Origin of the sequence: Streptomyces pluripotens (genome assembly GCF_000802245.2) — a bacterium.
In the GTDB taxonomy this organism is placed as follows: Bacteria; Actinomycetota; Actinomycetes; order Streptomycetales; family Streptomycetaceae; genus Streptomyces; species Streptomyces pluripotens.
Genome location: NZ_CP021080.1, coordinates 4638154 through 4651481 on the forward strand (window position 1 = coordinate 4638154; position 13328 = coordinate 4651481).

The 13328-nt window shown below is 71.8% G+C and carries 1 protein-coding gene (running past one end of the window); it reads left to right on the top strand.

All coding sequences use genetic code 11. The features are described 5' to 3' along the window. Positions 1 to 13328, top strand: partial view of a non-ribosomal peptide synthetase gene (locus tag LK06_RS33980; protein WP_107430819.1) — the 5' portion only. 8983 nt of this gene lie beyond the right edge of the window; only the first 13328 of its 22311 coding nucleotides appear in the window; its start codon is at positions 1 to 3; its stop codon lies off the right edge, out of view.

Genomic DNA, 13328 nt, shown 5'->3' on the forward strand with positions numbered 1-13328 from the left:
GTGGACCGTCGTGCGACGCGCAATCCGATCGGGTCGAGCCTGGGCGGTGATGTGGCGGCGATGTCGCTGCCCGCACTGGTGGAGGCGCAGGTGCGGCGGGCTCCCGAGCACCCGGCCGTGGTCTTCGGTTCGACCGTGCTCAGCTATGCCGAACTCGACCGTCGGGCCAACAGGCTGGCCCGACGGCTCATCGGTATCGGAACGGGCCCCGAGCAGGTCGTGGCACTGGCCGTGCCGAGGTCGGCGGACGCGGTGGTCGCCATGCTGGCCGTACTGAGGACCGGGGCGGCATACCTGCCGATCGACCCGCGCTACCCCGCTCAGCGGATCGCGTTCATGCTGACCGACGCCCGGCCGTCAGTCGTGCTCACGACCAGCGCCACCCGTGCCACGCTGCCCGACACCACGACCCCTGTCGTACTTCTCGACGACATCGACCTGACGACGGGTGACGACACCGCCCCCGGCATCACGGTCCGTGCGGAGAACGCGGCCTACGTCATCTACACGTCCGGTTCCACGGGACTGCCCAAGGGCGTGGTCGTACCGCACCTGGGCGTCTCGAACCACATGCTGTGGCAGGCCGGTCAGTGGGATGTCGACGCGTCGGACGTGGTGCTCGCCCGGACCGCCTTCAGCTTCGACGCGTCCGGCTCGGAGATCTGGCTACCGCTGATCGCCGGTGCGACGATCTGCATGGCGCCCGACGACGTGGTGGGCCTGCCGCACCTGCTGATCGAGTACGCAGTCGAGCACCGTGTCACGGTCGCTCAGTTCGTTCCGTCGCTGCTGGCGGTCGCTCTGCCCGCGATCCGGGACGCCTCCGGTCTCGCCCTGCGACTCCTCTTTGTCGCGGGAGAAGTGCTGCCGCCCTCCCTGGCGGACGAGGTTGTCACCAAGCTGGACCTACGGCTCTGCCACCACTACGGCCCGACCGAAGCCTCCATCGATGTGACGGCGTTCGAAGTACGGCCCGGCGAGAGCTACCGGAACGTCCCCATCGGGTCCCCGGTCGCCAACACCCAGGTGCACATCCTCGACAGCGCCCTGCACCCTGTGGGACCCGGTGAGGAGGGCGAGCTCTACGTGGCGGGCGTCCAGCTCGCCCGCGGGTACCTGGGCCGGGCAGGCCTGACGGCACAGCGGTTCGTCGCCTCCCCCTTCGCCGAGGGCGAGCGCATGTACAGAACCGGGGACCTGGCCAGGTGGAATGCCGATGGCCTCATCGAATTCGCGGGCCGAGCCGACGACCAGGTGAAGATCCGAGGTTTCCGGATCGAGCTGGGTGAGATCGAAGCGGTGATCACCGAACTTGCCGAAGTGTCCCGGGCGGTCGTGACCGTGCACGAGGGCCGTCCGGGACAGCAGCGCCTCGTCGCCTACGTCGTGGGCGCGGTGGAGGCCGATACGGTGCAGGACCGGCTGGCCGTCCGGCTGCCCGAGCACATGGTGCCGTCGGTGTACATGATGCTCGACGAGCTTCCGCTCGCCCCGAACGGCAAGCTGGACCGTGCCGCGCTGCCCGCCCCGGAACTCACCGCCGGTGCCGGCCGCGCGCCCCGAACGGCCGCCGAAGAGGTTCTTGCCGGACTCTTCGCCGATGTCCTGGGCATCGACCGTGTCGGTGCGGACGACGGCTTTTTCGATCTCGGCGGCGATTCACTCCTCGCAGCCCGGCTCATCAGCCGCATCCGCACCACGCTCGACCGTGAGGTGTCGGTTCGCGCCCTGTTCGAGGCGCCCACCGTCGCCGGCCTGGCCGCCCGTCTCGATCGGGCGGCAGTGGCACGGCCGCCACTGACCCGCACCCAGCGCCCCGACCCCATGCCGCTGTCTCACGCCCAGCGCGGACTGTGGTTCCTGCACCGGCTCGAAGGCGCGAGCGCCACCTACAACATCCCCCTCGTCCTGCGGCTGACCGGGCAGGTGGACCCCGAGGCCCTCCGTGCCGCCGTCCGCGACGTCTCCCGGCGGCACGAGACCCTGCGGACGGTGTTCCCGGAGACGGACGGTGTCGCCCGCCAGGAGGTTCTCGACACGCTCGCCACGCTCACCGTCGTCAGCACCCCCGACATCGACGGTGCGGTGGCCGCAGCGGCCCGTCACCCGTTCGACCTTCGCAGCGAGGCGCCGCTGCGAGCCACCCTATTCTCGCGACCCGGCGAGGACGAGCACACCCTCCTGCTCCTGATGCACCACATAGCGAGCGACGGCTGGTCCGAGCGTCCGCTGATCGAAGATCTGTCCCTGGCCTACGCCGCCCGTCGCATCGGGCGCGAACCGGCGTGGGACGACCTGCCGGTGACCTACGCGGACTACACCCTCTGGCAGGGCGAGGCAGACGGCGTCGACTTCTGGCGGACCGCGCTCGCCGGGCTGCCGCAACGCGTCGAACTTCCCACTGACCGCCCCCGGCCTCCGGCTGCCAGCTTCCGCGGTGACGAGGTGCGCACGCACCTCGACGCCGAGCTGCACCGGGAGGCGACCGCGCTCGCCCGCTCCACCGGCCGCACCGTCTTCATGGTGGTGCAGGCCGCCCTCGCGGCGCTCATGACCCGGCTCGGCGCCGGCACCGACATCCCGCTCGGCACCCCGACCGCAGGGCGGCCGGACGAGCAGCTCGACGGCCTCGTCGGCTCGTTCGTCAACACGCTCGTGCTGCGCACCGACACCTCGGGCGACCCGACCTTCCGGGAACTCCTGGACCGGGTGCACCGCACGGCCGCGACCACCTACCCGCACCAGGACGTACCATTCGATCGGCTGGTCGAAGCGCTCAACCCGGCCCGGTCCCTCTCGCACCATCCCCTCTTTCAGGTGATGCTCACCTTCGAGAACCTCGGCACGGCCGCACCCGCCATGCCTGGCCTCACCGTCGAGGTGGACGAAGTCTCCACCGGCGTCGCCAAGTTCGATCTCGACCTGCGCCTGCAGGAGCGCTTCTCCGACACGGGCACTCCGGCCGGAGTGGACGTGGTCGCCGAGTACTCCACCGACCTCTTCGACGGCGCCTCGGTCGACACGCTCATCGCCCGGCTCGCCCGGCTGCTGCGTGCCGCGGCGGCCGACCCGGAACGCCGGATCTCCACGATCGACCTGCTCACCGACGATGAACGCGCCGTGATCCAGAGCCGTTCGGACCGGGTGGTCGACGAGCACGGCCGACCGGTGCCCGACGGCGTGGTCGGCATCCTCGACGGCGCCCCGGCCAGGTACACCCTCGACGGCCGACTCGAACGCCTGTGCCCGTCGATCCTCGTCGACGGAGCCCCGGTCGACGCGTCCCGCACCGTCGACACCCTGCTCGCCCACCCCGCACTCATCGACGCGGCCGTGACGGACGGTCTCGTCGCCTATGTCGTGACCGCCCCCGGCCTCTCCGTACGCTCCGTCGACCTTCGTGATCACCTCGCCCGTGTACTGCCCGACTTCCTCGTGCCGGAGACGTACGTCACCGTCGCCGAGCTGCCGCGCACCGAGGACGGCCGTCTCGACGTCGGCGCCCTGCCCTCTCCCGCCTCCGGGGGCCACGAATCGGCGGGCTCTCCCGAGGAAGAGCTGCTGGCCGCACTCTTCGCCGAGGTGCTCGGCCTGCCCGGGGTGGACCCGAGCCAGGGCTTCTTCGATCTCGGCGGCGACAGCATCGTCTCCATCAAGCTGGTCAGCCGCGCCCGCAAGGCGGGACTGCGGATCACGCCGCGGGACGTCTTCGAGCACAAGACCGTCGCCCGTATCGCCGCGGCCGCCCGCATGGCGGATCACACCGCCCCGGTCGCCCAGGACATCGCCACAGGACCGCTGCTCCCCACCCCGGTCATGGCGGACCTGCGCGACCTCGGTGGTCCCATCGACGGCTACCACCAGTCGATGCTGCTCGTCGTGCCGGCCGGGCTCGGCACCGAGCGTCTGACCGCCGCACTCCAGGCAGTCCTCGACCGGCATGACGCGCTCCGGCTGACCCTGGACGAGGAGTGGGGACTCACCATCCCCGCGCCGGGCGCCGTCACGGCGACCGTCCACCGCGTGGACACCGCCGCCGCCGACGTCGACGCGCTGCGCGAGGCGATCGAAGAGCACGGCAGGGCTGCCCAGGCGGAACTGGACCCCTACAAGGGCGACCTGGTGCGCGCGGTGTGGTTCGACGCCGGGGCGGAGGCCGGGCGGCTGCTGCTGCTCGTGCATCACCTGGCTGTGGACGGCGTTTCCTGGCAGCCCCTCCTCGGCGACCTCCGGGCGGCCTGGGAGGGAGAGGCCCTCGAACCGGTCGGGACCTCGCTGCGGCGGTGGAGCGCACTCCTCGGCGAGGAGGCGAGCAGGCGCACCGGTGAACTGCCCTTCTGGCGATCGGTGCTGGAAACACCCGACCCGCTCCTCGGCGACCGACCCCTGGACCCGGCGATCGATGTCCGGGCCGACGCTGGGACGTTGACGCTCACCCTGCCGGCCGGCGTCACCGAAGCGCTGCTCACCTCGGCCCCCGCTGCCGTGCATGCAGGCGTCCGAGACGTGCTGGTCACGGGCCTCTCGCTGGCCGTCGCCGAGTGGCGCGGCCGCCGAGGGGTCGATGACTCAGCGCTGCTCCTCGAACTGGAGGGCCACGGCCGCGAGGACATCGTGCCCGGACTGGACCTCAGCCGTACCGTCGGCTGGTTCACCAGCGCGTTCCCCGTCCGTGTCGACCCTGGAGGCGCGGACGGTGTCCGCGCCCTGAAGCTCGTCAAGGAGCAGCTGCGCGCGGTGCCCGGCAACGGCCTCGGATACGGGCTGCTGCGGCACCGCGATCCGGGCTCCACCGCGGAACTGGCCGCATACGGCCGCCCCCAGCTGGGATTCAACTACCTGGGCCGTTACGCCGCCCCCGAACTCGCCGACTGGGCGCCCGCGCCCGAGGCTCCCGCGCTGGGCGCCGGCTTCGACGGAGCCGCGCCGCTCGGCCTCGGCATCGAGCTCGACGCCGTGACCGTCGACCACGCCCACGGGGCGCAGCTCGTCGCGACCTGGACCTGGTCGAAGGCCCTGCTGGCCGAGGACGACGTACGGGAACTGGCGCACGGCTGGTTCGCCTCACTCACCGATCTCGCGGCCGTCGAAGGCGGCGGACTGACCCCGTTCGACCTGCCCCTCGTGGACCTCTCGCAAGGCGACATCGAGGAGCTGGAAGGGGCACTGCCGGACCTGGTCGACGTGCTGCCGCTCGCCCCGCTCCAGGAGGGCCTGCTCTTCCACGCCCTGTACGACTCCGGCGCCGACCTCTATGCCGTCCAGGAGGTCTTCGCGCTGAGCGGCCCGCTGGATCCGTGCGCCCTGCACACCGCCGCGGCCTCCCTTCTCGACCGCTACCCGAACCTGCGGGCGGGCTTCCACCACGAGGGCCTGCCCCGGCCCGTACAGGTGGTTGTCGACGGCCTCGAACTGCCGTGGCGGGAGGTCGACCTCTCGGGACTCACCGAGGCCGAGCGCGAGCCCGCCCTCGCCCGGATCGTGGCCGAGGCGCGCGCCGAGCGCTTCGACCTGGGCCGGCCGCCGCTGCTGCGCTTCACCCTGGTCAGGCTCGACGAGGACGAGCACCGGCTCGTCCTCGTCAACCACCACATCCTCTTCGACGGCTGGTCCATGCAGCTGGTGCTGGACGAGTTGTTCGCGCTCTACCGGGGCGAGACCCTGCCTGAGCCGGCCGCGTTCCGCGACCACCTGGCCTGGACGGCGCGGCAGGACCGCACGGCGGCGCACGACGCCTGGCGGACCGCGCTCGACGGGCTCGCCGCACCGACCCTCCTCGCCAAGCCGGGCACGGAGACGCCCGCCCGCCCCCTCCAGGTCTACTGCGACCTGCCCGACACGGTTTCCGGGCGGCTCCAGGAGCGGCTGCGCGAGTACGGGATCACCCTCAACACCGCCGTCCAGGGCCTGTGGAGCCTGCTGCTTCGCGCCCGCACCGGACAGGAGGACGTGGTGTTCGGCTCCACGTACTCCGGACGCTCCGCGGAGCTGGCCGGCAGCGAGGCGATGGTCGGTATGTTCATCAACACGCTGCCCGTCCGCGTCCGGCTCGACGCGACGGAGTCCCTGCTGCAGCTGCTGGAGCGCGTACAGGACGAGCAGTCCCGGCTGATCGCGCACCAGTACCTCGGACTCAACGACGTACAGCGGCTCCGTGGACCGGGCGACCTGTTCGACACGCTGACCATCGTCGAGAACTACCCGCACGATGACGACGACGTATGGGAGCCCGCACCCGGCCTGCGCGCGAGCGTGCTGGAGGACCACGACGCCACCCACTACCCGCTGACCCTCTCGGTGCTTCCCGGGTCGCGGCTGAAGCTGCGCCTGGAGTACCGGCCGGACCTGCTGGACGGTTCGCAGATCGACGCGCTCGCGGCCGACCTCGTCCGCCTGTTCACCGCTCTCGTGGACGACGCCTCCGTGCCCGTCGGCGAACTCGTCGGGACGGGGACGGCCGTGGCCGCGACCGCTCCGGGCACCGCACCGGCCGTCGAACCGGCCGCGGCGCGGACCAGCGGTACGGCCGACGAGGGCGGCGTCGCCGTGCCCCTCTCCTTCCGCGCACCGCGCACCCCGGAGCAGGAGATCCTCTGCGGTCTCTTCGCCGCCGTGCTCGGAGTGCCGACCGTCGGCATCGACGACAGCTTCTTCGACCTCGGCGGGCACTCGCTCACCGCGATCCGGCTGCTCAGCCGCATCCGCTCGATGTTCAACGTGGAACTCGCCATCCGGCACCTCTTCGAGGCCCCCACCGTCGCCGAACTCGCCGAACGGATGACGGGCGCCGAGCAGTCCAGGCTCGCCCTCGGCCCGATGACACGGCCGGAGCACATCCCCGTCTCGGCGGCGCAGTGGCGCCTGTGGTTCCTGTACCGGCTCGAAGGCCGCAGCGCCACCTACACCGTGCCGCTGCTGCTGCGCATGTCGGGACCCCTCGACCAGGCGGCCCTCGAAGCCGCCCTCGGCGACATGGTGGCGCGGCACGAGAGCCTGCGCACCCGCTTCCCGGAGGTGGACGGGCAGCCCTACCAGCTGATCGTCGACGCCGAGCAGCCGGAGGTCACCCTGGTCGAGACCGACGAGGCCGGGCTCGCCGAGCAACTCGCCGTCGCCACCCGCTACGGTTTCGACCTCGCCACCGAACTGCCGCTGCGGATCACCCTGTTCCGGCTTTCGGAGACCGAGCACGTCCTCCTCTTCCTGCTGCATCACATCGCCAGTGACGGCTGGTCGGACGCACCGTTCGCGCGGGACCTCTCCGTCGCGTACGCAGCCCGGACCGAGGGGCGGGCGCCGGCCTGGTCCGCGCTGCCCGTCCAATATGCCGACTACACGCTCTGGCAGCGCGAACTGCTCGGTTCCGAGAGCGACCCGCAGAGCCTGCTGTCGCAGCAACTCGCCTACTGGCAGAAGACCCTCGCCGGGCTCCCGGAGCAGTTGGAGCTGCCCACCGACCGGCCGCGGCCCTCCGCCGCGAGCTTCCGCGGCGACGAGGTCCACTTCGAGCTCGACGCCGACCTGCACGCCGGGCTGCTCGAACTCGCCCGCCACACGAACACCACCCTCTTCATGGTGTTCCAGGCGGCAGTGGCCGGATTGCTCACCCGGCTCGGAGCCGGCGACGACATCCCGCTCGGCGGCGTCATCGCCGGACGGACCGACGAGGCGCTCGACGAACTGATCGGCTTCTTCGTCAACACCCTGGTGCTGCGCACCGACACCTCCGGGAACCCGTCCTTCCGGGAACTCCTCGCCCGGGTCCGCGAGACGGACCTGGCCGCGTACGCGCACCAGGAGGTGCCGTTCGAGCGACTGGTCGAGGTGCTCAACCCGACCCGCTCCCTCGCGCACCACCCGCTGTTCCAGGTCATGATCCTGTTCCAGAACAACGCCGAGGCGGACCTGAGCCTGCCCGGTCTGCGGGCCGGTCTGGAGGATGTCGGTTCCGGGGTCGCCAAGTTCGACCTCGACTTCGACATGCAGGAGAACCACGGCCCCGACGGCGAGCCCGCCGGCCTGTCGGGCCTGGTCGAGTACGCCACCGACCTGTTCGACCGGTCCACCGTGCAGGACATCGTCGACCGGCTCGCCCGGCTGCTGAGGGCGGTCGTGGCGGACCCGGACCAGAGGCTGTGGCAGACGGACATCCTGGCCCCGGCGGAACGCCGGGAACTGCTGGAGCAGTGGACAGCACCGGCTCCGCCGTCCGAGCGGACGACCGTCCCCGCCCTGTTCGAGGCCGCCGCCGCCGCGCACCCCGAGGCGATCGCCGTCGCCCAGGGCACGGAGCGCCTGACCTACGCGCAGCTGAACGCCCGGGCGAACCGACTCGCCCACACCCTCATCGCCCAGGGCGTGGGCCCGGAGTCCGTGGTCGCGCTCGCCCTGCCGCGCAGCGTGGACCTCGTGGTGGGCGTCCTCGGCGTCCTCAAGGCCGGCGGCGTCTACCTGCCGCTGGATCCGAACTACCCGGCCGAGCGCATCGCCTTCGTCGTGGAGGACGCCCGCCCGGCCGTCGTCGTGACCAGCCTCCGCGCGGACGTGGCCCTGCCCGACGGCAGCACCCGCGTCGTCATGGAGGAACTGGCCGACGGTCCCGTCACCGATCCGGCACGCCCGACCCTGCGCCCCGACAACGGCGCGTACATCATCTACACGTCCGGCTCCACGGGGCGGCCCAAGGGCGTCCTGATCCCCCACCAGAACGTCGTGCGGCTCTTCACGCGGACAGACCAGTGGTTCGGCTTCGACGCGCCCGACGTGTGGACGCTGTTCCACTCCTACGCGTTCGACTTCTCCGTCTGGGAGCTGTGGGGACCGCTGCTGCGCGGCGGCACGCTCGTCGTGGTTCCGCAGGACGTGAGCCGGTCTCCGCTCGACTTCCTGCGGCTGCTCGCGGACGAGCGCGTCACCGTGCTCAACCAGACCCCGTCCGCCTTCTACCAGCTCATGCAGGCCGACGAGGAGAACCCCGGCACGGAGCTGGCGCTCAGGTACGTGGTCTTCGGCGGTGAAGCGCTCGACCTGGGACGGCTGTCGTCCTGGTACGACCGGCACCCCGACGACTCTCCCGTGCTGGTCAACATGTACGGCATCACCGAGACCACGGTGCACGTAACCCACCACGCGCTCGACCGCGTCTCGGCGGCGGCCACCGCCAACAGCGTCGTCGGCGTCGGCATCCCCGACCTGCACGTGTACGTCCTCGACCAGGGCCTGCAGCCCGTCCCGACGGGCACCACCGGCGAGCTGTACGTCTCCGGGGCCGGCCTGGCCCGCGGCTACCTCGGCCGGCCCGGCCTCAGCGCACAGCGCTTCGTCGCCGACCTGTACGGCCCGCCCGGGACCCGCATGTACCGCACCGGAGACCTGGCCCGCCGGGCCGCGGACGGCACGCTGTCCTACTTCGGCCGGGCCGACGACCAGGTGAAGATCCGCGGCTTCCGGATCGAGCTGGGCGAGATCGAGTCCGCGGTCCTCGACGCGCCGGACGTCACGCAGGCCGCCGTGATCGTGCGTGAGGACCAGCCGGGCGATCCGCGGCTCACCGCGTACGTGGTCGGTGGCGACACCGCCCGTGTCCGCAAGCACGTCGCGGACGTGCTGCCCGCCCACATGGTCCCCGCCTCCTTCGTCACGCTCGACCGGCTGCCGCTCACCCCGAACGGCAAACTCGATCGCAAGACCCTGCCCGCGCCCACGCTGTCGGGCGCCGCGGAGGGCCGGCGACCGCGCAACCCGCGGGAGGAACTCCTCGCGGTCCTCTTCGCCGACGTGCTGAACGTGGACCGGGTCGGGATCGACGACAACTTCTTCGAGCTGGGCGGGCACTCGCTGCTCGCCACCCGGCTGATCAGCCGCATCCGGTCCGCGATGGGGGTGGAGGTGCCCGTCCGGGCACTGTTCGAGACGCCGACCGTCGCCGGGCTCGCCGGCTGGACGGACCAGGCGGGCGAGGCCAGGCGCGCCCTGGAGCCCATGGAACGTCCCGAGCGGGTGCCGCTCTCCTTCGGCCAGCGCGGGCTGTGGTTCCTCAACCGGCTCGAAGGCCCGAGCTCGACGTACAACGTGCCACTCGTCATGCGCTTCTCGGGGCCGCTCGACGTTCCGGCGCTGCGGGCCGCCCTGCACGACGTGGTCGCCCGGCACGAGGGGTTGCGCACCCTGTTCCGCGAGGCCGACGGCACGCCGTACCAGCACATCGTGCCCGCGGACGAAGCGGTGGTGGATCTGATCACCACCGACGTCGACGACGAGCGGCACCTCGAGGCGGCTCTCGCCGAGGCCGCGCAGTACCACTTCGACCTCGTCACCGAACTGCCCATCCGCTGCACTCTGTTCCGGCTCGGCGACGAGGAACACGCCCTGCTGCCGCTCATGCACCACATCGCCAGCGACGGCTGGTCGGAGACGCTGCTCGGCGACGACCTCTCCATCGCCTACGCGGCACGGGCCGAGGGGCGCGCCCCGGGCTGGGCGCCGCTTCCGGTGCACTACGCGGACTACACCCTGTGGCAGCGTGAGCTGCTCGGACGCGAGGACGACCCCGACAGCGCGATCTCCCGGCAGCTCGCCCACTGGACCGAGAACCTGCGCGGTCTGCCGGAGCTCGTGAATCTGCCCACCGACCGGCCCCGGCCGCCGGTGGCCACGTACGGAGGCGCCGAGGAGCCGCTGCGCCTGGACGCCGCCCTGCACGACGCTCTGCTGCGTCTCGCCCGACAGGGCAACACCACCCTGTTCATGACGATCCAGGCCGGCTTGGTCGCCCTCATGAGCAGGCTCAGCGGCGACACCGACATCGCCATCGGAACCCCGGTCGCCGGGCGCACCGACGAAGCCCTGGAAGACCTGTTCGGCTACTTCGTCAACACGCTCGTGCTGCGCACCGATGTCTCGGGCCGTCCCACGTTCGCCGAACTGCTGGAGCGCGTACGCGAGACCGACCTGGCCGCGTTCGCCCACCAGGACGTGCCGTTCGAGCGCCTCGTCGAGGTGGTCAACCCGGTGCGGTCGCTCGCACGGCACCCGCTCTACCAGGTCATGCTGACCTTCGAGAACTTCGACGAGGTCAAGCTGACCGTCCCCGGCCTCGAAACCCGGCTCGAGGACGTGGTCGGCGACGCCTCCAAGTTCGACATGGACGTCCGTCTGCAGGAGCGGTACGGACCGGACGGCGAGCCCGCCGGGATCGTCGGCGAGATCGAATACGCCACCGACCTATTCGACCGGGCGACGATGACCGCGTTCGGCGACCGCCTTATCCGGCTGCTCACCGCGGCCGCCGCCGATCCGACCGCGCCGGTCCACGAACTCGACCTGGTGTCCGAGGACGAGCGGGACACCGCCCTCGTGGACGCCGAAGGCCGCCTCGTGCCCCCGGGCGTGGTGGCCACGCTCCCCTCGGGAGAGCTGGCACGCTGCCACCCCGACGGCACCACCGAGCTCCTCGGGCGCCCCGAGGACGTACGCCTGGTGCGCGGCTTCCGCGTCAACCCCGCCGAGGTCGCAGCCCGGCTGCGCGAGGTCTTCGCGGACGCCGCCGTCGTCGCCGGCTCCGCCCGGGTCGTCGCCCACGTCGTCCACGCCGGTGACGCGACGGCCGCACGGCGCCTCGCCGAGTCCGTGCTGCCCGACTACCTCGTGCCCGCCGAATTCGTCGTCGTCACGGAGATCCCCGCCGAACTCCCGACCGAGGAACTCACCACCGCCGCCGTCCGGCGCAGCCCGCGCACCCTTGCCGAGGAGATCATCGCCGGTCTCTTCGCCGAGACGCTGGGCGTCGCCGCGGTCGGCATCGACGACAACTTCTTCGACCTCGGCGGCCACTCGCTGTCCGCGATCCGGCTGCTCAGCCGCATCAGGGCGCAGCTCGGGGCGGAGCTGTCGGTGCGGGCGCTGTTCGCCGAGCCCACGGTGGCGGGGCTCGCCACCCGGATCGACGGCGCGTCCGCCGACCGGCCACGCCTGGGCCGCAGGGAGCGTCCGGCGCGCGTGCCGCTCTCCTTCGCCCAGCAGCGCCTGTGGTTCCTGCACCGGCTCGAAGGGCCGAGCACCACGTACAACGTGCCGATGCTGATCAAGCTCACCGGCGAGCTCGACGTGGCGGCCCTCGAAGCGTCGCTGGGCGACGTCGTGGCACGGCACGAGGCGCTGCGCACGGTCTTCCCGTCCGATGCCGACGGAACCCCCTACCAGCGGGTGCTCGGAGTCGACGAGGCCAGGCCCGTACTGGCCACCGGCGTCGCGGACCCCGCAGAGGCGGCCCGGCACACCTTCGACCTCGAAACCGAACCCCCGCTGCGCGCCACACTGTTCCACGACGGGCCGGACGAGTACCGGCTGCTCCTGCTCGTGCACCACATCGCCAGTGACGGCTGGTCGACCGGGGCGCTCGCACGTGACCTGTCGACCGCGTACGCCGCCCGGCGGGCCGGCCGGGCACCGCGCTGGCCCGGACTTCCGGTGCAGTATGCCGACTACACCCTGTGGCAGTCCGAGCTGCTCGGTGCCGAGGACGATCCGGACAGCCTCGTCAGCCGGCAGCTGACGTGGTGGAAGGGCGCCCTGGAGGGCATGCCCGAGCTGCTGCCCCTGCCGACCGACCGGCTGCGGCCCGCCGAGGCGACCCACCGCGGCGCCGAGGTCGGCATCCGCATCCCCGCCGAGCTGCACGGCCGCCTCCAGGCGGTGGCGCGGGAGACCAACACGACCCTGTTCATGGTGCTGCAGTCGGCCCTCGCCCTCATGCTGTCCAAGCTGGGCGCGGGAACCGACATCCCGATCGGCACCCCGGTCGCGGGGCGGACGGACGACAGCCTCCAGGACCTCGTCGGCTTCTTCGTCAACACACTCGTGCTGCGCACCGACGTGTCCGGATCCCCGTCCTTCCGCGACCTGCTGGGCAGGGTCCGCGAGGCGGACCTGGCCGCGTTCGCCCACCAGGACGTGCCGTTCGAACGACTGGTGGACGTGGTACGCCCCGGGCGCTCGCTGGGCCACCACCCGCTGTTCCAGGTGATGCTCGTCCTCGAGAACGACGACGAGGACGACTTCGCCCTGGCCGGCCTGACCGCCGCGTTCGACGAGGACGTCGAGATGGGAGCGGCCCGCTTCGACCTGACCCTGCACGTGCAGGAGGCGGTCGGCGCGGACGGCACGGCCGAGGGCATCGGCATCGATCTGGAGTACGCCGAGGACCTCTTCGACGCCACCACGGCGCAGCGGATGGCTGCGCAGTTCATCCATGTGCTGGAGACGGTGAGCGCCGACGCGGACGTCGTCGTGGACCGGCTCGCACTGCCGCAGGCCGTGCACGGCCACGC